The sequence below is a fragment of the Aliiroseovarius sp. B-4 genome (assembly GCF_056857795.1).
In genome coordinates this window covers 21,840-43,316 of sequence record NZ_JBSXNV010000040.1, presented here as the reverse complement: position 1 = coordinate 43,316, position 21,477 = coordinate 21,840, and the positions used below count along the sequence as shown (strand labels likewise).

Sequence of the window (21,477 nt, the reverse complement as noted above, 5' to 3'; positions counted from 1 at the left end):
TTTCGGTGCGAAAGCAGGCGGTTTTTGGCGCGCAATGCGGCAAAAAATGGGAGAGTGGGAAAGAGGTCAGCGCATTGTTTCCGAAGGAATTTCAATGGTCCGCAGCACGTGGGATTTGCGCGAAATTGTATATTCTTTGCGCGTCGTCCATGGGAATCGGGCGTGCGGGCGGGGTCAATAGAAGCCGACCGAAAAGGGCGCGGTTCGCTTCATCCTGCATCAGTTCGCGAAAACGCTGCTTGCGCCAGTCGACCGCTGCGTGATGAAGATTTGCCAGCTTGGGATCGGACATAAGCTCTGCAAGCTGGGCTTGCCGGGGTGCGCCTGTCTGACGGATTGAGTTGTCTTCAACCTCGCACCAGTTTCGTTCGCACCAATAATCCATCCCGATGGGTTTGTCCGACCGGTTGACGCGCCCTCGGTCGGATTTCAGAATGAAGCTTTCCATCGCGCCCAAGGGATAGTGGTTCAACTGCACCAACCCGTAATTCGGACGTGTGTAGGCCGAAAATATCTGATGTCGCTGGAACTTACCATCCAGCCTTCGACCGCTTCCATCTAACCACCGCGTGGTTTCGACCACACCTTCGACCGGGGATCGCGGGCGGTGAACTCCGAGTTTTCGATACGCTCCTCGATTGCGATAGAGCGTTTTGAACAGAAAAGCACGCCAGGGCCAGGTCATGACCTCGGGGGCGGCACGCGTGAATTGCCCGGTGATGGGCTGGTCGCAATAATCGATCACCCCGTCATTGCCAAACAGCCGCCATGTCAGGGTGATCGCATCCGCGTCGGGCAGCGCCGAGAACAGGGCCGCCAGCGTGTGGTCGCCCGCGTGGATGTTCACGAACTCGTCCACATCCAATGTCATCAGCCAATCGGCTTCGCGCACTAGGGGATGCTTGTCAGCGATCTTGAACCCGGTCCATTGGATGCCGCCCTGATCATGGGGTCCGTCATTGCGCAGATGGGTCAGATGACCCAATTCCTGCAAACGGTCGAGCATGCCATCCGTCCCGTCGTTGCACCCATTCGACAGGACCAGAAAATCGGTGAAACCAATCGCCTTGTGATGCGCGAGCCATTCCAGAAGGAATGCGGCTTCGTTTTTCATGCAGGTGATAGCTGTGACGCGCATCAGGCGGTCACGCACAAGCGGTTCGGTGTGCAGGGCTGGCACGGGTTTTCGTTCGGTAACATATGCTTAGATGCTCACAGTTCGTGCCATGCTGATCTTCGGGCGATTTTGGCAGACACATCAAAACCCGTCAACGATGCGCCCAGCCAAAGAAGCGTTCCCTTTTCGCGATGGTAGAGCTTACGCCACGGAAAGCCTTATTTCCTTGCCTCCAGTAATGCGCGGGTCTTAGTTAAAGGCGAACCTCTTTCGTGGAATCAGTCAGAGTAGCGGTTTGTTTCAAGCTGCGTTGGTGGTTGATCCGGATGGGGTTCAGGACGCGATGCGGCTGCTTGTGCTGCGGATGTGGACCAATTTTGTGTTGTAAATGGTATACTCCATAATGGGCCGCCTGATTTGTCAGGCGGTCCGTTTACGTTTTGCGGTTGAAACCCTGCGCCAGCCCGGTGACATTCCACATTCGGATAAGGAAATGAATCGATCGACGTGGCAACGCTCAGGACACTCCCAGATACAGCGTTGGACTGGCTTCGCGCGGGCCAGCGCGTGGCGATTGCTACGGTTGTTCAGACCTGGGGCAGCGCCCCCTGTCCGGCAGGCAGTCAGATGATCATCGCAGAAGACGGCGACATCGAAGGCTCGGTTTCGGGCGGCTGTGTCGAAGGCGCGGTGGTGACTGAAGCGCTTGAGGCAATCGGTGCCCGCGTGCCGCGCCTGTTGACCTATAGCGTGGCGGATGAGGATGCGTTCAGCGCCGGGCTGGCCTGTGGTGGCACCATCCGTGTTCTGGTGGAACCGGTCACGGATCAGGATCACGATGGGGCCGCTATGCCGGTCGCGATGCTGGCAGAGATCGTGCGGACGCAGGCCCATCGCGTGCCGATTGCCTATCAGGTGAACGTGACCACATGGGCGCGGCAACTTACGGTGTCGGATACCGACACACCGCAGACGATGGCGGGGGAAACCCGGTTCGACGGTGATGTGTTCACACTGGTTGTCAACCCATCGCCCCGCTTGGTCATCGTCGGTGCGGTGCATATCGCACAAAACCTGGCTCCGATGGCGGCAGCCACGGGGTTCGATCCCATCATCACCGATCCGCGCAGCAGCTTTGCCACGCCAGCACGGTTTCCGGGACTGCGTGTGATTTGCGATGATACCGATGCCGCCCTTGCACAGATCGGGGTGGATGCCCAAACAGCCATCGTGACATTGGGTCACGATCCCAAGATTGATGATCCTGCGATCCGTGAAGGGCTGGGGGCCGGTTCTTTCTATATCGGCTGTCTTGGCTCGCGTCGCACCCATGCTGCGCGTCTGGACCGGTTGCGTGCCTTGGGTCTGCCCGAAGACGCCCTGTCGCGTCTGCACGGCCCGGTCGGGCTGGATATCGGCGCAAAGGGTCCGGCCGAGATTGCAGTATCGATCCTGTCGCAATTGGTGGCCGCACGGCGAGGCAGGCTGTAGCCGGTCCAGGCTATACGCTGTCGCGCGGCGGCTTGATGCGCAGGACCAGCAGGCGCGCAATCAGGATTGTGGCAAAGCCAAGACCCGCCGCCAGCGCCTCGCCCAGATATGTCAGCATCGCCAGATAGACCGCGCCACCTAGAAGCGACAGCGTGGCGTAAAGATCCTCTTTCAACAGGCTGGGAGTCATGTTGCACAAAAGATCACGGATCATCCCGCCTGCCGTGCCGGTCACACAGCCAATAACGATGGCAAGGATCGGGGATATCCCAACATCCAGCGCCACCTGAACGCCGGTCAGAGTGAACAGCGCCAATCCAATGGCATCCAATTGCATGAGCACCTTGAGTCTGCGGCCATTGCCGGAAGACATACGCGTTGCCAGGCCGAAACTGATCAGGGCGATCGGCACCGCAACGGCAAGGTATCTGGTGTCGGTGATCCAGAACACCGGCGTCAGCCCCAGAAACAGATCGCGCAATGTGCCGCCGCCCATAGACGTGGCAATCGCCAGAACTGTCGCGCCAAACGGGTCCATATGAACCCGGTGCGCCTGGATCGCCGCCGAGGCCGCCATGACGGCAGTCGCCAGCAGGGACAGGGGAACGAACAGAAAGGACAGTGTTTCCATCGGGGCACCCTAGTCGGCAGAGCAGGCAGAGAAAAGAGGTGATAACTGCGGCTGTGTTAGGTCACATTCACAGCGCTCAATCCGATCAAAACGATCACTTTTCGGGTGGGCGCGACAGGAACCCCGCCAGCGTGTCGAAAATCAGCCGAATACGGGGGCTGGTGTGCAGGTCGCGATGGGTGATCAGCCATACCGGAAAGACAACGGGATCCATATCCGGCAAAAGCCGTTCGACCCCCGGCGCGGTGTCACCGACATTGGCTGACATGAAGGCAATGCCAAGGCCGCGCTGCACATATTCCCACGCGACCACACCACTGTTCGAGCCCAGGTGAAAATTCTGCTTCGTGACCTTGATCCCCAGCGGGGCAAGATATCCGATCATCTCGTCCGAGGATCCGAAGTTCACGAAGTCATGCTGCGAAAGATCGGCTTTGGTTTTGGGGTGCCCCCGCCGTTTGAGGTATGAGGTGGCAGCGTAAAGATACGCCTCGGCCTCGTCGACCAACCGGGCATAGAGTTCGGGTTGAGCGGGGCGGACATGGCGGATCGCAATATCCGCTTCGCGCCGCTGGATGTCGCGAATGTCATTGGCAGCCAAGATGTCAACCTCAACTCTTGGGGCGATGTCACGCAGGTGTTGCAGCATTGGCGGCAGGATATAGGCGGCAAACACATCCGACGCTGTGATGCGCACTTTGCCTTCGATGGCCTGCGTTTGTCCCGCTGCAACAAGCGAGATGTTCACCGCCGCATCGGCCATCTTGTGCACATGTTCCAGCACCGCGCGTCCGGATGGCGTCAAAACCAGTCCGCGCCCGATCCGTTCGAACAGGGCGATGCCCAGCGTGTCCTCAAGCCGCGCGACCTGCCGCCCGACAGTCGGTTGAGTTTGACCCAGCATACGGGCGGCGGCGGACAATGATCCTTCGTCTGCTGTGGCCATGAAGGCCCGAACCTGGTTCCAATCAAATGATATTGCATCCCAATTCATGCATAAATGTATAGCAGTAAGGCAAAATTCGGCAATTCCCTTTGCTGTTTCGCATGGATAGACCAGCATCAAAGGAGATGACCGATGATACAAGCTGCGAAATTTTGGGATGGGGTCGCCGCGAAATACGCGACATCCGAGATCAAGGATCCCGAGGGGTATCAGTTCACATTAGAACGCACGCGGTCTTATCTTGGCTCTCAAGACAAAGTGCTTGAGATTGGTGCCGGCACCGGATCGACGGCTCTGGAACTGGCCCCCGCCGTTGAACATATCACGATCACCGATGTCTCGCCCGAGATGATACGGATCGGAAAAGCCAAGGCTGACGAGAAGGGGATCGGAAATGTGGACTTTCAGGTGACTGACGCAAAACTGCATGATGTCGGCGGTCCCTATGACGCCATCCTCGCCTATAATGTGTTGCATCTGGTGGAAGACCTGGCGGGCGTTTTGGAGCGTGTGCGTGATCTTCTGGCACCCGGTGGCGTGTTTATCTCAAAAACATTCTGCAAACCCACGCGGGGTGGGCCTTGGTTTTACTACGTCATGCGTTTCGCTTTGCCACTGATGCAGATGGTCGGTAAAGCGCCCTATGTGGCGATCATGAGTGTCGAGGAGTTCGAGGCTATCCTGACCGCGCAGGGATTCACAATCGTTGAAAGCGGCAATTTCCCGGCAAAGGAATTGCGGCGCTATGTTGTGGCTCGGCGCTGACAGGATCGCGCGCGACTGCCACGGATTTGAAACGCAAAACGCCTCGCTGATGCGAGGCGTTTTTCTTTATCAGACCAGGTGCTTGGCCAACTACTTAGACACGGGGCCAATCATCATGACCATCTGGCGGCCTTCCATCTTCGGCATGTTTTCAACCTTGCCGATTTCCTTGGTATCTTCCGCGACCCGCTCAAGCAATTCGCGACCAAGGTTTTGGTGCGCCATTTCACGCCCCCGGAACCGCAACGTCACTTTGACCTTGTCGCCATTTTCCAGGAACTTGAACACGTTGCGCATCTTGACGTCATAGTCATGCGTATCCGTGTTGGGGCGGAACTTGACCTCTTTCACCTCGATGGTTTTCTGCTTCTTGCGGGCTTCGCTTTCCCGCTTCTGCTGTTCATATTTGAACTTGCCGAAATCCATGATCTTACAGACGGGCGGGTTGGCGTTGGGCGAAATCTCAACCAGATCAAGCCCGGCCTCTGCGGCCATGACCAATGCTTGCGCAGGCGTGACAACACCGGCGTTTTCGCCGTCGGCGCCAATAAGTCGAATTTCAGTGGCCTTGATGCGCTCGTTTACGCGGGGGCCGGTGTCGCGCGTGGGCGGCGCGTTGTGAGGTCTGCGGGCTATTGTGCCATTCCTTCTGACGTTTCAGTGTTCTTCGGTTGCGGAAGTTAAGGCCCATGCGGGTGTGTTTCAACCCGATAAAGCGTTTTCCGAAGGATTGTTTCAGGCGGATGTTGATTTGACGTCAAAAGCCGACGGGATCCGCTCTTTTGGGTCAGAATCTTGCAATATTCCTGCTACATTGGCGTATTGACGCGCATTGGGTGAAACTCCCCTTGCGCTTGACCGGCTTAGACCTCACATCCCTCTTGGATGCTGCTCAGATCTGCGCAGCGCATGTATGGACAAGTTGAGGATGCCGACATGAAAAATACCATTATCGCTGTTGGAATTGTGATCGTTGCCGCTGTGGGCGGCTATATCTGGTACAACAACAACCAAACTAAGATGATTGCGGAAGAAGCAGCAGCAGAAGCGCAAGCAGCGGAAGACGCTGCCGCGGATGCCGCCGCCGAACAGGCGGCCGCTGCCGAAGCTGCTGCCAAGGAAGCGGCCGAAAACGCCGCCGATGAAGCCGCCGCGGCCGCGGATGCAGCGGGCGAGGCCGTGCAGGACGCCGCTGACGCAGCAGGCGAAGCCGTGCAAGGCGCTGCTGACGCTGCGGGCGATGCCGTGCAGGGTGCTGCTGACGCCGTGACCGATGCCGTTGAAGGCGCAATCGATTCCGTCACCGGTGCTGCCAGCGATGCCGCGGACACTGCAACACCGGATGCCGGCACAGACGCCACCGCCGAGGGAGCAGCGGATGCGACAGCGGATACTTCCGCCGATGCCGCAACCGATGCCACGCCCGATGCGCTGACCGTGCAGGGTTTTGACGCCGCCAAAGTGAACGAGATGATCGACAACTCTTCGCTGGGAGAAGCCGAGAAGACTGGATTGAAAGCTGCCGTAGAGGCCGCTGCAAATAACCCGGCCCTGCTGGAAGCTGCGATCAATCAGGTCAAAGGTGCGCTGGGCATGTAAGCCCCAGACACAGCAAAACAGAAAACGCCGCGTGGGAAACCGCGCGGCGTTTTTCGTTTCATCGAGTCAAGATATTCAGGCCGCGGGACCAAGTCGAACCCGGCACCGTCGATCGGTTCGATCAACTCGGGTCCGTCATCCTTAAGACCAAATTTCGCCACCGGGTCCTCAAGGAACCGGCCCTGCCATCCGGTGCCGAAAGTGTCGCGAACGTCATCATCGGATGCGGTCTTTTCAAGCCAGGCCAGCGTTTCTTCCGATGTCAGAATGACCGGCATGCGCGGGTGCAGAGCTTCGATATCAGGCAGTGCCGGGCGTGTCAGCAAGGTGCAAGTGCGACGACCATCAGAGAGCTGGGTGTGCAGCCCCGCGAACAACATCATCGGATTATCCTGCGATAAACGTATGTTGTTATGTGGACCCTTCTTTGAAATTCAAAGGCGTGATGGGTGATCCTTTAGAGGTGCATGAGGTTCTCGCTCGGGAAAAGGCAGAAGGTCGGGTTGGACTTGATGAGCGGCGCGGATCATTGGGATGTCGAAGTCAGGGCTTTCGGCGTTGGCGAAACTTCGCACCCCGGATGGGACATCTTACATGGCGTAGACTCGATGTGATCTGACACCGCGCCCTTCTCAGCAAGCTGAAATGGGGGCGGCACATCCCTTGAAGGGAAATGGTTGTCCGTTTTGATGGTGGTGCCAACCAAACCATCGAAACGAGGAAACCAAGATGTTGAATACTTCTGAAAAGGTCGCCTTGTAGCGGCCTTTTTTAGGTTTTTCTTCAAATTCTTGTGGCATATATGTTCACACCTCAGTGGTATCGCGCCCTGTCAATGGGAAATGCAGACTTAACACAATCAATGACTTACAGGGTTAAGTGGCATTCAACTCCGCGTCTTTTCAGTGTCGTCGCCCTATCCGTCGTCGCGCGCATAGTCTCGCAACCGCTGCACATCACTGATGATCGCACTGCTTTTGTCGATCCGTACGCCATAGGTGCCAAGCCGAGAAAACGCACGGGACAGGCTTTCTGGCTTCATGCCCAGACGCCCGGCAATCAACACCTTGTCATAAGGCAGTTGGATTGTGCAATCTTCCGACGTGCCGTCACACAGCGCCAAAAGGAATTCGGCAACACGTTGCGGGGCGGTTTTGGCCTTCAGTTGTTCAAGCTGTGTGACCAGCCCGTGCAAATGTGTGAAGGTTGACGAAAGGATCGAAAGCGCGACCTCGGGATCCTGTTTCACCAATTGCAGCATGACGTTGGTCGGAATATGCATCACTTCGCAATTGGTCGCGGCCTCGCCCGACACCGGATAGGGCAGTTTCCGCAGGGCGACGGCTTCGCCGAAACTTTCGCCACGGGTGAATACACTCACCACCGCTTCGGTCCCGCCGCGTGTCATACGGTAAAGTTTGACCCAACCGTCCAGAACGATGTGTATCGCGTCGGCTGAATCCTCTTGCATGAACAGCGTTTCGCCACGCTCAAAATGTCGCCAGGTGGCCTGTGACAAGATCGCGTCCACATGAACATCGGGTAGGGCGCGCATGAAAAGCGAATTGCGCGCAATCATCTTATACATTTCCAGTGGCACTGTCTTTCCCCTGCAAACGACGCCGTGCAAGCAGCGCCATCCTGTTCCAGTTTCGTTTCTATCTGTGCAGCCAAGTGGCGTCCACCACTTCACGGCTCTAGCCCTGTTGTGAGGTTTACTCGGCCGTCTTGGTTACATTCGCGACACGCCCGGCCAATTGCTCTTCCCAGACCTTCATCATCTCATCAACCCGCTGCATATAGGCTTCGTTTTCGAATGTGGGTGTGTTGATGTCGTGAAGCTGGGCCAAGTCCAGCATGACCTCACGGTCGGACGCGTCAAACTCGGCAACCATTCGGTCTGCCGCAGCGCGACTGTGCCCGAGGGCTTCGAATGCCGAACGGGTCATCCGGAGCGAACTGTCATAGACCTCGCGAATGACATCTCGACAGCCGACCGACCAAAGGTCGTATACGTGATTGCGATCAACTGCGCGGGCAATGACGTGCACCTTTGGGAAATGGGCACGAACATAGCGGGTCATTTCGATGATCGCTTCTTTGCCGTCGATTGCCACGACAAGGACTTTGGCGTCTTCGATCCCGGCGGCATGCAGCATGTCTGGGCGTGTGGCATCGCCGAAATGCACGCTGATCCCGAACCGACGCAGCATTTCCAGTTGCTCCGACGAATAGTCCAGAACGGTCGTGTCATAGCCCGCCGCCCGCAAGCCCCGGTTCACGATGCCGCCGAACCGGCCATGGCCCGCGATGATGATCTCGGCAGGCGCTTCAATCGTGTCGGCCTCGCGTTCGTCATCGTTGGAATAACGTGGTGCGATGACACGGTCGTACAGGATGAACAGCGCAGGCGTCAGCAACATCGACAAGGCCACAACCAACAGCAGAAGATCGGCAATCTCTTTGGGGATGACAGCATTGGCGACTGTGAACGACAACAGGACAAACCCGAATTCACCGGCTTGGGCAAGGCCCAGCCCGAACAGCCATCTGTCGCCACCTTTCAGATGAAATGCGCGCCCCAACCCCATAAGGACCACGCATTTCAGCACGATCAGCCCGAATGTCAGGCCCAGCACCAATCCAACGTTCTGTCCCAGAAGCGTGAAGTCAATGCTGGCACCAACCGTGATAAAAAAGACCCCAAGGAATATACCTTTGAACGGGTCGATATCGCTTTCCAACTCATGCCGATACGCGCTGCCTCCCATGACAACCCCCGCCAGAAAGGTGCCCAGTGCAGGCGACAGACCAACCAATGTCATCAGCAGGGCGATGCCCAGAACCATCATTAGGGCGGCGGTGACGAACAGCTCTCGCAACCTGGCCCGCGCGACGAACCGAAACACTGGCGTGGTCAGATAGGTGCCGATAAATATGACCGCCGCGATGGCCGCAAGTGTCGCCAGCGCAGTTTGCCAGCCGTTCAGACCGTCAACCAGGCTGAGGTTCAATTTGGTTGCAGCGGAACCATATTCGCCAGCCTCTGCGGACCCATGTGACAGGGTTTCAGCCAGTTCCGGCATGGCCAGAAGGGGGATCAGCGCCAGCATGGGAATAACCGCAATATCCTGCATTAACAGGACCGAGAAACTTGCCTGCCCTCCATCCGACCGCAACAGGCCTTTTTCACGCAAGGTCTGATTCACGATCGCCGTCGAGGACAGGGCAAACACCAACCCAATCGCCAGCCCAACGGTTGTCGGCAGGCCAAATGCCATGGCAATCAGCATGACAAGAACCGTCGTGACGACCACTTGCAATCCGCCCAGCACGAATATCCGGGACCGCATTTCCCAAAGCGACCGCGGGTTCATCTCAAGCCCGACAACAAACAGCATCATGACGACACCAAATTCCGAGAAATGCTGTAGCGCCACGACATCTGCGCCCATCCAATGCAGGAACGGGCTGATGAAAACACCTGCCAACAGATATCCCAGCACCGAACCAAGACCCAATCGGGATGCGATGGGAACCGCTAAAACGCCGGCCAGAAACAGCGTGAAGGTGATCAGCATGAACTCAGCAGTCATCGGGCATCCTTTCGGGGTGATCTGAACGGGCACCCACAAAGCGAACCTATTAACATGTTCATCTATCACTCAATCCTCTGTGCCCGACCGGGTCAAGGGGCGGCCTCCACAACCGCATGCACGTCGCTGTCGAGGAAAGAGTAAGGCAGGCACTGTGGGTCAACGATATGCACGATCTTTGGTCCCACTTGGCGCAGGTGATCTGGTTGTAATACGTGGCGAATTTCTTGAGCGTTTTGGACCCCGCATCGGGGGATCGCACCCAATTGGTTGATCGCAGTGATACACTGGGAATGTCATCTGCAATCTTGCCGCCCACGCGGTGTGATCTGACCCCCTGAGAACTTTTTTGCAGGAAAGAAAGTTTCACCTTGTCTTCCCCATGCTCGCTTGGATATACGCGTCGGCGGAGACGTGGCCGAGTGGTCGAAGGCGCTCCCCTGCTAAGGGAGTAGGCGGGAAACCGTCTCGAGGGTTCGAATCCCTTCGTCTCCGCCACCTACCATTTTCATTGATCTGCACAGAGCAGCGGTTTAGCCTATAAATCGTTGATAAAACGCACCCATTAGCATTGGTTTGCTGTTTTCAGTTTTCTTCGATTGCATTGGGTTCTGTTCATTTCGTGGTATGAAAGGTGGTATCTTCATGGCCTATCTGGCAGGGAAACTGACCAAGAATCTCGTTCGAACGCTCGGATCAGGCCGGCATGGTGATGGTAACGGGCTATATCTTGTTGTCGACCCGTCCGGTGCACGACGCTGGATTGTGCGTGTCACGGTTAAAGGACAGCGGAATAGGCAGGGAAAGCCTCTGCGTACGGATTTCGGTTTGGGTGGCGCAGATGTGGTGACACTCAATGTCGCACGAGAGCGGGCCCTGGAGTACCGCCGCCTAGCCAAGCAAGGGTTGAATCCGAAATACCACCGTGATCAGGATGTGCCGTGTTTTGAAGAGGTCGCTCGGCAAGTCCATATTGAACGGCTGCCCACCTGGAAGAACCCAAAGCACGGGCAACAGTGGATCAACACGCTTGCCGACTATGCTTTCCCCAAGATCGGCCGGATGCCGGTTTCGGATATCGACCAACCGGAAATCTTGCAGGTGCTGTCTCCGATTTGGACCGAGAAGCATGAAACCGCGCGCAGAGTAGCGCAGCGGATGAAGGCCGTCCTCGATGTCGCGCGATCACGGGGCTATCGCGAAGGGGAAAACCCCGTAACGGTGGTGATGGATGCACGTGTGCTGCCGCGCGTGAAGGCGAAGGTGAAACACCACAACGCGATGCGCTGGCAGGATGTGCCTGCATTCTATGCCCAACTGTCCGAGCAAAAGGGCGCGGCCGCCCGTGCGTTGATGTTCACATGTCTGACGGCTTGTCGGACCGGAGAGATTTTGCACGCTTCGTGGGACGAATTTAGTTTTGATGATCTGCTGTGGATCATCCCACCGGAACGGACGAAAACCGGGGCTGAACATCGAGTGCCGCTTACCGCTCAAATGCTTGAGGTACTCGAACCGCTGAAGGCGTTGCGATCAGAATGCGTTTTTGAAGGGCAGCGTCGACACAAGCCATTGTCGAACATGTCGATGCTGATGTTGCTTCGGCGGATGGGCGTCGAAAACGTCACCGTACACGGGTTCAGATCTGCGTTTCGTGATTGGGCATCCGAGAAAGGCGACGCTCCTCGAGAAGTCGCGGAAATGAGCCTTGGACACAAAGTAGGGACCGAAGTCGAGCGGGCTTATGCGCGCTCTGATCTTCTGGTGCAGCGGAAGATCCTCATGGAAAAATGGTCTTTACACTGTACCCGTGAGGTTAAGCTATGAAGCAAATCCTCGTTGCACGTACTTCCCAATTTGAGTTCGTATCTGAATGTGAAGCTCGGTGGCTAGCAGTCAAAACCCTCCTAATTGCGACCCGTTATCGCCTAACTTTTAATGATCTTATGCTTGGGGCTCTCGGGAATGAGGTTTCGCATTGGACAAGGGATAATTTAACTCGGATGACACCAGTTGCCAAACTCGGCTATCAGACGATTGCCACTGCACTAGATCCAAAACGGATCGAATTCCTAAAAGCGGAAAGTCACTGGCCAAAAATTTGTGGAGATGAGCTGTTTCCTCTTGGGATAGCTCTGGAGTTCATGCTGAAGGGGCATGGCAAAGCGCATTCGATCCAGAAGGCTATCAACACTTTCCGTTTAAAGCGAGCTGACATGTCGGAACTCCGCAAGAACTGCGCCTCCAGTTTGCCAGACACAGCAGCGCTGCCGTCCGCCTACAGGCATCTGTCTACGGATATCTTTGAAAAGCGGTTTAAGTCTTATGAAACCGTGCTGCCTTACGTGTATATTTACTATCGTCGCTTTGATCACCAAGCTTGGGCGGCACATCTCCCTCCGTCTCACAATCCCCTTATTTCACCTGGGGATTTTCCAGAGTTTGCCAACTACATGTGGGACCGATTGCTTGCTAAGCGCACGATCAGAATGCGCGCACCATCGCAACCAATACTTCTTGAGTTTCAATAGGTTATTATCCGGATTTACGAGCCGGATTAAACTGAACTGAACTCCATGAAACCTTTTCCAGAGTAACATAACTGGGAGTAGGTTGAATGATGCAGAAGCAAATCTTTGAGAATGAACGTATCTACGATGATACCGATCCAGAGTTGGATCTGATTGCATCGAGAAACAAGCGGGCGCAATGGCGGCATCGTCGGGTTGGACCGGCTTTCGTCAAATTTGGGCGACGGGTCAAATACCTTGGCACAGATCTGAACGCGTTTGTCGAAGAAAATCGCGTTTCTCCGGCTGGCTGAGGTGACGGCATATGAGTTGGAAGGTCGCAAACCTTTGCGCGGTAAGAAAATTCGGAAGCCCTGTGCGCAAGCAGATCATCATGCTTCTAGCCGATAAGGCGAGTGATGATGGTTCGGGAATTTATTGCTCCAAAGGTTACATCCGACGGCACACCGAGCTTGGTGAAAGCACCGTCAAAAGAACCGTTGGCGAACTAGTGAAGGACGGCCTTTTGGTCGAGACTGGCCAAAGGCGCCGTTGCAAGAATGGTTACACGGTCATTTATCGTTTAGACCTCGCGCAAATTGATAGACTGGAGCCTATCGCAGAGCCGCCGGATGATACCCCAGATCTGACGGGGTCCCCAGAGGACGGGGTTCCGTGTGACGCTGGTACTGGGCCCGCTCCGGACCCGGTACCCCGTCCAGAGCGGACCCCAAACCATCCTAAAACCATCCAAGAACCACCTACACGCGCGAGGGGCATTGAAGAAGTCTGGGATGCTTTTCCTGAGGATCGCCGTCGTAACAAGGGGGTTTCTCTCAAAGAGGCGGCATTGGCTGTCGAAGAAGGCTACGAATTGAGCGAATTGATCGCCGCCGTTGAGAATTATGCGAAAGAAAGCGCAGGCTTCACGAGGTCCAAGGTCAGTTTTTCGGACAACTGGTTCCGGCAGAGAAAATGGGTGCAGCGCGTGAAACAATTGCGAGCGGAAAAAGAGGAAGAAATGGCAAAAGCCGATCGCCACTATGAACAAATTGCTAAATGGGTGAAGGAGCGCAGTTGGATGTGCGCGCATGTTACCGAGAGGCAGGCAAAAGAGGCCATAAATCGTGGTTATCTATCGCTTGAAGAGGCACGTTCGGCAGGAGTTTTACGATGAAACTCCTTCAAGCCGCGGCTTTGTTGCTGCTGGTAACAACCCACCAAGTTGCAGCTGAGCGGTTGGCGAGCCTTTCCGAACCAGAGCTGAAAACTGCCGTGCGAGATGCGGTTGAAGCCGGTGATCAAGAAAACCTGATGGCAGCGATGGAGGAGATCCGCCGCCGCAAAATGTGGGTTTTCCAGCCTACAGCATCGACATGCGTCATGAACGTGCCAGAGTTGCCGGTTTTCTCCCAGCATTTTGCGAACCGGATGCACGTCGAACAAGCCTATCAACTAGCCGCGCAAAAGCGCTTTCTTGAGGAAGGCAGCTGTCCTTGCATGTTCGATTGGTCTTTCTCCTCCTTCGTTCTCGGGCATTTGGGAAAATCGCCTAACGAACTTACGCAGGATGATGTCATTCAGCTACGCGATTGGAGATCGCAGGAGCTCTCAGACGTTCTCGGCCGCTATACCGAGTTCCGCAACGCAAACTGCCAAGGAGATTGATCGTGGACTACATTGCATCCCTCATGGCGTTTGTTGATACGGTCGTCGCCTCAGTCGGTCAAAGCGCCTACGATCAAGTGGGCGCGGCGCTGATGCCTGCCTTCCAGCTTTCAGCAGTTCTTGTCATTGCGATCCTCGGAATAAACCTGATGATCCAGGCGGTTCCGATGTCTTTGGCAAATGGCGTGAATCTGATCGTCCGCCTCTCGGTGGTCATGGTGTTCCTGCCTTCTTGGGCGAATTTTTCGCTGGTCTATATGGCTTTGACGCAGGCACCGGAACAAATCGGCGGTGTGGTGCTCTCAACGCTCGGGTATAGTCAGGATATTGCAGGACTTTATCCGGAACTGGACCGCCTCCTTCAGGAAAGCCTCGATCTTGGGCAGGCCGTGGTTGATGGCAGCGGGTATATTTCTGGTGCACTCGCCAGCATCGCTATCGTGGGCGTGACGATGATCACGCTGGTAGTGGCCGTCGGGATACTGATCATCGCCAAGACAGTTCTTGCAGTCATGATCGTGGTCGCGCCGGTCGCAATCGCTGCCACCTTGTTCAAGCAATCGGCACCACTTTTCGAGGGGTGGGTTAAGGTCTCGCTGGGGGCTGCGATGGTATCGTTGTTGGTCGCCGCCGCGTTGGGGGTTGTGATCGCTTTCGAAAATCAGCTTTCGCCAGGTAACAGTGAAAATGTGGCTGCTATCGGAGATGCGCTCGGGTTTGTGTTCGCCATGGGGCTTGGGCTGCTGTTGCTTCGCCAGGTGCCGGGATGGGCCGAAGCACTGGCTCAAACGCGCATTGAGATCGGAGCCGTCGCCCGCAATGCCGAGCGTATGGGCACCGGAGCAGCGAAACTCAGCTCTGGTGCGGTTCGGGATGTAGGGGCTGGTATGAGGGGAGCAGCGGAAGCGGGAATTGGCCGAGAGCTGCCACAGGCGTCTTCAGCCGCGCGGCAAGTCGGCTACAATACCGTGGATAAGGTGCGGTATCTCGCGTCACGAATGAGGTAGTGATCATGAGTTGGAAAGTTGTGTTGGCGGCAGTGAATGATCAGCTCGAAAAGCTCGATCTTTCGCGCTCTCCTTGGGCGATGTACATAGCCACTATCATTGCGGTCGCCGTAGGCTTTGCATCTTCGGCCATTCAAGGGGTCTCGATCTTTGAAGATGGTGAGTTATACGTCAAAGCATCGGTAAAGGTCGCTGTAGTTCTCGCCTTTTTGTGCGCGCCCATAGCATTGTTTCGCATCGTTTGCAGCGGCGTCGTTCCGTCTGAAACTGAATTAACGAGTGCATACGAGGACGAGCAGGCGCATAGATTTGCTCGAAAATACGCAGCAGCCAAGTTGGGTGAGCGTGCCGCCTCTAGAGGTGCAGATGGGTGGGCGAAAATCTGGCGAGGACGGGCAGACCATCTTTGATGTTTATGACCAATGCTTGCAGCCTGCGACAACATTGTAGGGGCAAGGAGCAGCACTAGTATGACAAAGCATGAGGGCAGAATGGCCGATGATCAATGCAAAGCAGATATGGGCAGCGTCCAAGCCAAACAGCGCAAGCTCCTGCGAGAACAGCAATTGCGCGGAATACGTCTCGTTCAGCGCCGCTCAGATGGCGTTTGGGTGCAGCGCAGTCATGATGGCAGAGAGGTGGAGCTTTCCTACTCGGACCGCGATGACGAGTGAACCAACCTGATAATTAGGGCCGTTTGATGTTTGAATTTCTGGGTCTTCTTGACACCTCAGGATGTCGGTAATTGCTTCAAACCGGAAAACCGGAAAACCGGAAAACCGGAAAGAGTGGTTTTAAATGTCCAAGTACCCGACCAGATCGGGTCGAACGACAATTGCAAAGCAAATTGTCTAGTGAGTGGACATTTAAAAATATCGATTGAGGACCTCACTATGAACAATGAAATCATTCCAGAGCTCGAACCGCTGAAATCCCGCTTTGCTCCGGGTTCATCTGATAGGCATGGGCCAAGAGTCCGTCCGCCGAAGGGCCAAAGGCGGTATGCGATCCTTCGCGTGAAAAAGATCAAGACAGCCGGCGATTTGGCGGCAGCGGCGCGTCACAATTTTCGCGAGCGAGATGCCGACAATGCCGACCCGAACCGCAAGGAGCACAATCAGGTTCTTTTGGGAGCTACTGGATCTGAAGAGATAGCAGAGCTGTGGAATGCTCGGGCACCCGAAAAGGTGCGAAAGAACGCGGTGCGGGCTTTAGAGTATGTGGTAACAGCCTCGCCAGAAGCGATGGAACGGATTGGGGCCGAGAATTCAAATGCCTATCTCGAACAGGCCCTGGATTGGTTAAAGGAGCGCCACGGTGAGGAAAACATCCTCTCGGCCGTGATTCACGATGACGAAACGACACCTCACCTTCAGGCCCTGATTATTCCGATCGATCACCGTGGGCGGTTGAATGCTCGTGGACTGATCGGAGGCAAAGGGCAGCTGTCTGCCATGCAGACGGATTTTGCTACGCGGGTGGGGGCAAACTTCGGTTTGGAACGCGGGCTAGAACGTTCCGGGGCAACCCATCAAAGTATCAAGAGATACTATGCTCAGTTGACGGCTATAGATCAAATTTCCGTTGATCTGCCAGAGCGGTCGGTCGGTGCAGGCTCAGATTTGCCCGAGAAAGATGAAGAGTGGCGCAAACGTGCCTCAACTCAGGCGAATGAAGCGGTTCGCCAAACGATAGCGGCCTCGCTGGCTGAACGGGAAGAGATGTCTCGCGACGTTGACTATTTGCAGGTGCAACTGACGGACGCGCGCAAGGACGTGAAAGCAAGTCGCGAAATTGCAGATCGTTCGAGCCTCGGGGTTGCAGCTCTTTGCGCCCTCGATGGAATTCTCCGTAGTCCGGAGGAGCATCAAAGTGGGCTAATCGACAGGTTTGTCAGTGAGACGAAACGATCTTGGGAAAAGCTACCGGACGCTGCCAAAGAAACGATCCAGACGTCACTTGTTCAAGATTTTTCGCTGGAACCAATAGATTTGGGCAAAAATCGGGGGCGAAATAGAGAAACTGATTTGGACCTTTAGCCATCCTAGCTCAAGCTGGCCGAGCGGAGCCCTGCATAGCTCAGGCGAGGCCAGCTAAAGCCGTCAGGTGACAGTCGTCACCAGACGAAATTTCTTGCCTGTAGCGTCAAAATTTTCCGAAATTCGGTGCTTCGGTGCTTCGGTGCTTCGGTGCTTCGGTGCTTCGGTGCTTCGGTGCTTCGGTGCTTCGGTGCTTCGGTGCTTCGGTGCTTCGGTGCTTCGGTGCTTCGGTGCCAGAGGGCCAGGGTGCCACGGTGCGCCAAAGAGAATGCTGCTTGGGCGTGGTTTTGTACGCGTGATTATTTGCTTGCGGCTGTCTAGGGCCGCCGTTTCATTGCTTTGTGGCAGTTTTCAATCTAAATTGTGGATGAACTTCATCATGAGCGAGCAAATGAGCGAAGAACGGTTTGATCATCTGATGTTGCGCCTCGATCGCATTGAGAGGAAAATGCTCAAGAAGTCAGATGTTTGCCAATCGGTTCTGACGGCTCATGGCTTCATGCTCACGATTGTTGTTGGTGTGATCGTCTTGAGCTCGATGATCGGCTTCGGTTGACATGGCTGCGGTAGAGGCAAGCTAAGGCAATGCGCTGACGGTTGGCACCTTATGAAGTAGATTGCCTGTCGCACCCAAATTGCGCAAATTCGGTAATTCAATGCACGAGTGTACCTCTTGAAGCATGTTGGGAGAGTTGTCGCGTTGAAGACGAAGGAGATACGATGTCTGATTCAAACCCTTTGCAGAGCAGACACCACCCAGACTCTCATGAGCTGAACGACTGGCACCACTTTGGCCCCAAAAACTCAGAAATCGCTGATCTGGTTTGCCGTCTGGCTTATGAGAAGGATATGCGACTGGCTGACATCGAATTATTGGTGGTGGAAGCGCTGAAGAAGCGGTTGTCCTCGCGCGAGTAGCGGTAGTGTAACAATTGACAGCCCCATCGAACAAGCCCTTGTTTTCAATCATCAGAAACAGCGAAAGCAATCTTGCGAGAATTTGCGAGTTTGAGAAGTGCCGAATGTGGTTGAACGAAAGCGAATAAGTTGTTTTAGTGGGGAAAAAACAATTTACAGGGGTTTGGATGTCTTTTTTTGAAGCTCCCATTTTGAACTCTCCATATTCAGAGCCAAAACGACATTGGGAACTTGATTCTGATGGCAGGCCTACTGACCAGATCATAGAACGCCGTAGGCGCTCCGACCTCATATCAGCGATGCCTCCTGCAAAGAGTAAGAAGGTCGGAAAGCAGAGCGAAATGGAGCTCAGTGCCGAGGGGCTGTCGGGCCAAGACCTGAGCTACAACGTAACTGAATTCGTAAACGAATTGCGCCGCGAGATTGATGTTTGGCGTGCGTTACCCAATCCCGCTCAATGGCAAGTTTCGCCGGTTACTCAGCGATTGTTGTCACATTGGCGCGCAATCCAGAAAGATGAAAAGCAAGTCATCAGGCCTTTCTTCTGCCAGCTTGAAGCGGTTGAGACCGCCATCTGGCTCGCCGAAGTCGCACCGAAATTGAAGGATCGTGGCCGACGCTTTCGCACTCGCCTTGAAGCCGCGAACGCTGAAGCAAACCCTGACCTGTTTCGGGTGGCGATGAAGTTGGCGACTGGGGCGGGAAAGACGACGGTCATGGCCATGTTGATTGCATGGCAAACATTGAACTCGGTTCGAAGCGAAAACTCGAAGACATTCTCTCGCGGATTTCTCATCGTTACGCCCGGCATTACGATCAAGGACCGCCTGCGGGTATTGCTGCCCAATGATGCTGAAAACTACTACCAAAAGATCAATTTGGTCCCTGCCGACATGATGCAAGATATGCAGCGGGCGAAGATCGTTCTAACGAACTATCATGCCTTTAAGTTGCGCGAGAAAGTAAAGCTCGCGACCGGCACACGCACTGCACTTGAAGGTCACGGCGAAGAGCTCAAGACACTCGAAACTGAAGGTCAAATGCTGCAGCGCGTGATGCCTGATCTCATGGGCATCGGGAAGATCAATGTCATCAATGACGAGGCTCATCACTGTTATCGTGAACGGGCTGTCTCTGAAACTGAACGTCTGACAGGGGACGAACTTCGTGAGGCAAAGGAGAACCAGGAAGCTGCGCGATTGTGGATTTCAGGTTTGGAAGCGGCCAAACGGAAAATCGGTCTGCAAATCGTCTACGATCTGTCTGCAACACCGTTCTTTCTTGCAGGATCGGGTTGGGTCGAAGGGACGCTTTTTCCCTGGGTGGTCTCAGATTTTTCTCTGATGGACGCCATTGAATGTGGGATCGTAAAACTGCCTCGTGTTCCAGTCGCAGACAACGTGCCCGGCAAGCCCGAGCCTTTGTACCGCAATCTCTGGGCTGCAATTGGGAAGAAGATGCCCAAGAAGACGAAGGGCACTCCCCCGGACCCCCAGAAACTGCCTCTTGAACTCAAGACCGCTATCGACGCGCTCTATGGCCACTACGAAAAAACCTACAAGCTGTGGGAGACGGAAAAGGTCGGGATACCTCCAGTCTTCATTGTGGTCTGCAACAACACAACGAATTCTGAGCTTCTGCGGGACTACATCGCCGGATATGAACGAGAAAACCCAGACGGCACGATTGAAACAGTTCACGGCAAGTGTAGCCTGTTTTCAAACTTCTCATCCGATGGCGAACGCCTGCCACGACCACGGTCGGTTCTGATTGACAGCGCGACGCTTGAGGCTGGTGGTGATATCGACAAGTCCTTCCGCGATGCGCATGCCTCGGAAATTGAGGCTTTCCGGCGGGAGCAGGCCGAACGCGGATTGGGTGGTGAAGATCTTAACGAAGCCGACATTCTTCGCGAGGTGATGAACACTGTTGGCAAGAAGGACAAACTGGGGGAACAGGTTCGCTGCGTTGTCTCTGTTTCGATGCTGACCGAAGGGTGGGATGCCAACAACGTCACGCACATTCTTGGTCTGCGCGCTTTTGGAACCCAGCTGATTTGTGAGCAGGTTGTTGGACGTGCGCTTAGACGCCTCTCCTACCAAATCGATGAAAACGGCCTGTTCCGTACCGAATATGCCGACATCATGGGCATTGATGGTCTGAACTTCTCCGACCAACCGCGCGTAGCGCCCCCACAAAAGCCGCGAGATGTTGTGCAGGTCCATGCAGTCTCACCAGCACGGGACCATTTGGAGATCACATTCCCACGGGTTCAAGGCTACATCGCTGATCTACCGCCGGATCGGCTGGAAGCCGACTTCTCAAATATTGAGCCTTACGTGCTTGATCCTGACAAGGTGAACGCGACACGCGTGACTATGCAGGGCATCGTCGGCGAAAGTGAAACGCTGACAATGGACTACCTCAAGACCCTGCGCAATTCGACCATCGCCTATCACGTCGCCAAACACATGGTGTTCGAAAAACTACGCGACGCGAACGAAGCCCCGCGCCTTCATCTGATCCCTGCGGCCAAACGGATCGTGAACCAATGGCTGAATGAGGGGCATCTCGTCTGCAATGGCGGCACAGTTCCAGCCCAACTGCTTTATCGTGAACTCGCTGACGAGGTCTGCGAACTCATTTCCGGAGCACTGATCGACAAGCCTGGCGGCGACAGTCTGATGCGTGCGGTGCTTGATCCATACAATCCCCTTGGCTCCACGCTCGGTGTCAATTTCAACACGACCAAGGCGACGCGCTATGCGCCGCGACCGGACAAATCGCACCTGAACTGGATAATCACGGACAGCGATTGGGAAGACAAACTCGCCGCGCGGATCGAAGAACACCCGAAGGTTTTGTCCTATGCCAAGAACCACAATCTCGGGTTCGAAGTGCCATACTTGCTAGAGGCCGAACCGAAGACGTATCTGCCCGATTTCCTGATCCGACTGGATGCATCTGAGCCAACAACACTGATCATCGAAGTCAAAGGCTTCAGAGGCCACGACGCGATGATCAAGGCGGACACAATCGCCAACAAATGGGTGCCCGCAATTAACCGCAATGGAAAATTCGGTCGTTGGGGCTTTGCTGAGCTGCGCAGCGCTCATGACTTTGGACCTGACCTCGATACCGCCATCGACAAACTGCTGATCGGAGAAACGGCATGATTTCAGCCGACAGC

The 21,477-nt window shown here is 55.2% G+C and carries 23 protein-coding genes and 1 tRNA gene; 16 read left to right on the top strand and 8 right to left on the bottom strand.

From position 1 onward, the window contains the following. Positions 1 to 91: 91 nt before the first annotated feature. A complete protein-coding gene (locus AC13C8_RS14080; RefSeq protein ID WP_482848175.1) occupies positions 92 to 1,138 on the bottom strand; it encodes a glycosyltransferase family 2 protein in 1,047 nt (348 codons plus the stop codon). Between the two features lie 519 nt (positions 1,139 to 1,657). On the opposite strand from AC13C8_RS14080, the gene AC13C8_RS14075 reads away from it, so the two are divergent. Further along, positions 1,658 to 2,608, top strand: coding sequence for an XdhC family protein (locus AC13C8_RS14075; RefSeq protein ID WP_482847937.1), 951 nt, complete (start codon positions 1,658 to 1,660; stop codon positions 2,606 to 2,608). Positions 2,609 to 2,618: 10 nt separating this feature from the next. Here AC13C8_RS14075 and AC13C8_RS14070 read toward each other — a convergent pair whose 3' ends face one another. Both AC13C8_RS14070 and AC13C8_RS14065 read right to left on the bottom strand, forming a co-directional pair. Next, the gene (locus AC13C8_RS14070; protein ID WP_091431032.1) at positions 2,619 to 3,239 is read right to left on the bottom strand and encodes a trimeric intracellular cation channel family protein; all 621 of its coding nucleotides are present in this window, start codon (positions 3,237 to 3,239) and stop codon (positions 2,619 to 2,621) included. Between the two features lie 94 nt (positions 3,240 to 3,333). After that, entirely contained in the window at positions 3,334 to 4,233 is a 900-nt protein-coding gene (locus AC13C8_RS14065) for a LysR family transcriptional regulator (protein ID WP_482847935.1), read from the bottom strand. An 84-nt stretch (positions 4,234 to 4,317) separates the two neighbouring features. Between AC13C8_RS14065 and AC13C8_RS14060 the strand changes: the two genes are divergently transcribed. Beyond that, positions 4,318 to 4,950, top strand: coding sequence for a class I SAM-dependent methyltransferase (locus AC13C8_RS14060; RefSeq protein WP_482847934.1), 633 nt, complete (start codon positions 4,318 to 4,320; stop codon positions 4,948 to 4,950). 90 nt (positions 4,951 to 5,040) lie between these two features. On the opposite strand, the gene infC is transcribed toward AC13C8_RS14060, so the two are convergent. Then, positions 5,041 to 5,586, bottom strand: coding sequence for a translation initiation factor IF-3 (gene infC, locus AC13C8_RS14055; RefSeq protein WP_091431025.1), 546 nt, complete (start codon positions 5,584 to 5,586; stop codon positions 5,041 to 5,043). A 300-nt stretch (positions 5,587 to 5,886) separates the two neighbouring features. Between infC and AC13C8_RS14050 the strand changes: the two genes are divergently transcribed. Continuing rightward, entirely contained in the window at positions 5,887 to 6,549 is a 663-nt protein-coding gene (locus tag AC13C8_RS14050) for a hypothetical protein (RefSeq protein WP_091432511.1), read from the top strand. On the opposite strand, the gene AC13C8_RS14045 is transcribed toward AC13C8_RS14050, so the two are convergent. The 4 genes from AC13C8_RS14045 to AC13C8_RS14030 form a co-directional block, all read right to left on the bottom strand. Then, positions 6,522 to 6,956 carry an SOS response-associated peptidase family protein gene (locus AC13C8_RS14045; protein WP_482848173.1) on the bottom strand — a complete coding sequence of 145 codons (435 nt, stop codon included), beginning with the start codon at positions 6,954 to 6,956 and terminating at the stop codon, positions 6,522 to 6,524. The two genes, AC13C8_RS14050 and AC13C8_RS14045, sit on opposite strands and share 28 nt — an antisense overlap. 225 nt (positions 6,957 to 7,181) lie before the next feature. Beyond that, positions 7,182 to 7,349 (bottom strand): hypothetical protein, encoded by a 168-nt coding sequence (locus tag AC13C8_RS14040; RefSeq protein WP_482847932.1) that lies wholly within the window; start codon positions 7,347 to 7,349, stop codon positions 7,182 to 7,184. Positions 7,350 to 7,465: 116 nt separating this feature from the next. Then, the gene (locus AC13C8_RS14035; RefSeq protein WP_091431023.1) at positions 7,466 to 8,137 is read right to left on the bottom strand and encodes a Crp/Fnr family transcriptional regulator; all 672 of its coding nucleotides are present in this window, start codon (positions 8,135 to 8,137) and stop codon (positions 7,466 to 7,468) included. Between the two features lie 127 nt (positions 8,138 to 8,264). After that, positions 8,265 to 10,145, bottom strand: a complete 1,881-nt coding sequence (locus tag AC13C8_RS14030; RefSeq protein ID WP_482847930.1) for a cation:proton antiporter domain-containing protein — start codon at positions 10,143 to 10,145, stop codon at positions 8,265 to 8,267. Between the two features lie 408 nt (positions 10,146 to 10,553). On the opposite strand from AC13C8_RS14030, the gene AC13C8_RS14025 reads away from it, so the two are divergent. From AC13C8_RS14025 to AC13C8_RS13965, 13 genes are all read left to right on the top strand, one after another. Continuing rightward, positions 10,554 to 10,643: transfer RNA gene (locus tag AC13C8_RS14025), tRNA-Ser, on the top strand. Between the two features lie 129 nt (positions 10,644 to 10,772). After that, positions 10,773 to 11,972 carry a tyrosine-type recombinase/integrase gene (locus AC13C8_RS14020; RefSeq protein ID WP_482847929.1) on the top strand — a complete coding sequence of 400 codons (1,200 nt, stop codon included), beginning with the start codon at positions 10,773 to 10,775 and terminating at the stop codon, positions 11,970 to 11,972. A 176-nt stretch (positions 11,973 to 12,148) separates the two neighbouring features. Beyond that, positions 12,149 to 12,676 (top strand): hypothetical protein, encoded by a 528-nt coding sequence (locus tag AC13C8_RS14015; protein WP_482847927.1) that lies wholly within the window; start codon positions 12,149 to 12,151, stop codon positions 12,674 to 12,676. 86 nt (positions 12,677 to 12,762) lie between these two features. Further along, entirely contained in the window at positions 12,763 to 12,969 is a 207-nt protein-coding gene (locus tag AC13C8_RS14010) for a MerR family transcriptional regulator (protein WP_275393912.1), read from the top strand. An 11-nt stretch (positions 12,970 to 12,980) separates the two neighbouring features. After that, complete coding sequence (locus AC13C8_RS14005) at positions 12,981 to 13,832, top strand: hypothetical protein (protein ID WP_482847926.1); 852 nt, start codon at positions 12,981 to 12,983, stop codon at positions 13,830 to 13,832. Beyond that, complete coding sequence (locus AC13C8_RS14000) at positions 13,829 to 14,323, top strand: hypothetical protein (protein ID WP_482847925.1); 495 nt, start codon at positions 13,829 to 13,831, stop codon at positions 14,321 to 14,323. The genes AC13C8_RS14005 and AC13C8_RS14000 overlap by 4 nt, the downstream gene beginning before the upstream one ends. Before the next feature lie 2 nt (positions 14,324 to 14,325). Then, the gene (locus tag AC13C8_RS13995) at positions 14,326 to 15,330 is read left to right on the top strand and encodes a TrbL/VirB6 family protein (RefSeq protein ID WP_482847924.1); all 1,005 of its coding nucleotides are present in this window, start codon (positions 14,326 to 14,328) and stop codon (positions 15,328 to 15,330) included. Positions 15,331 to 15,335: 5 nt separating this feature from the next. After that, positions 15,336 to 15,740: a hypothetical protein gene (locus AC13C8_RS13990; RefSeq protein ID WP_482847923.1), complete on the top strand. Its 405-nt coding sequence runs from the start codon at positions 15,336 to 15,338 to the stop codon at positions 15,738 to 15,740. 81 nt (positions 15,741 to 15,821) lie between these two features. Beyond that, complete coding sequence (locus AC13C8_RS13985) at positions 15,822 to 16,004, top strand: hypothetical protein (protein ID WP_482847921.1); 183 nt, start codon at positions 15,822 to 15,824, stop codon at positions 16,002 to 16,004. Between the two features lie 219 nt (positions 16,005 to 16,223). Continuing rightward, the gene (mobV, locus tag AC13C8_RS13980) at positions 16,224 to 17,369 is read left to right on the top strand and encodes a MobV family relaxase (protein ID WP_482847919.1); all 1,146 of its coding nucleotides are present in this window, start codon (positions 16,224 to 16,226) and stop codon (positions 17,367 to 17,369) included. A gap of 379 nt (positions 17,370 to 17,748) precedes the next feature. Continuing rightward, the gene (locus AC13C8_RS13975) at positions 17,749 to 17,925 is read left to right on the top strand and encodes a hypothetical protein (protein WP_482847917.1); all 177 of its coding nucleotides are present in this window, start codon (positions 17,749 to 17,751) and stop codon (positions 17,923 to 17,925) included. Between the two features lie 164 nt (positions 17,926 to 18,089). After that, complete coding sequence (locus AC13C8_RS13970) at positions 18,090 to 18,287, top strand: hypothetical protein (RefSeq protein ID WP_482847916.1); 198 nt, start codon at positions 18,090 to 18,092, stop codon at positions 18,285 to 18,287. Between the two features lie 167 nt (positions 18,288 to 18,454). After that, a complete protein-coding gene (locus AC13C8_RS13965; RefSeq protein ID WP_482847914.1) occupies positions 18,455 to 21,463 on the top strand; it encodes a BPTD_3080 family restriction endonuclease in 3,009 nt (1,002 codons plus the stop codon). The last annotated feature ends 14 nt before the right edge of the window (positions 21,464 to 21,477 follow it).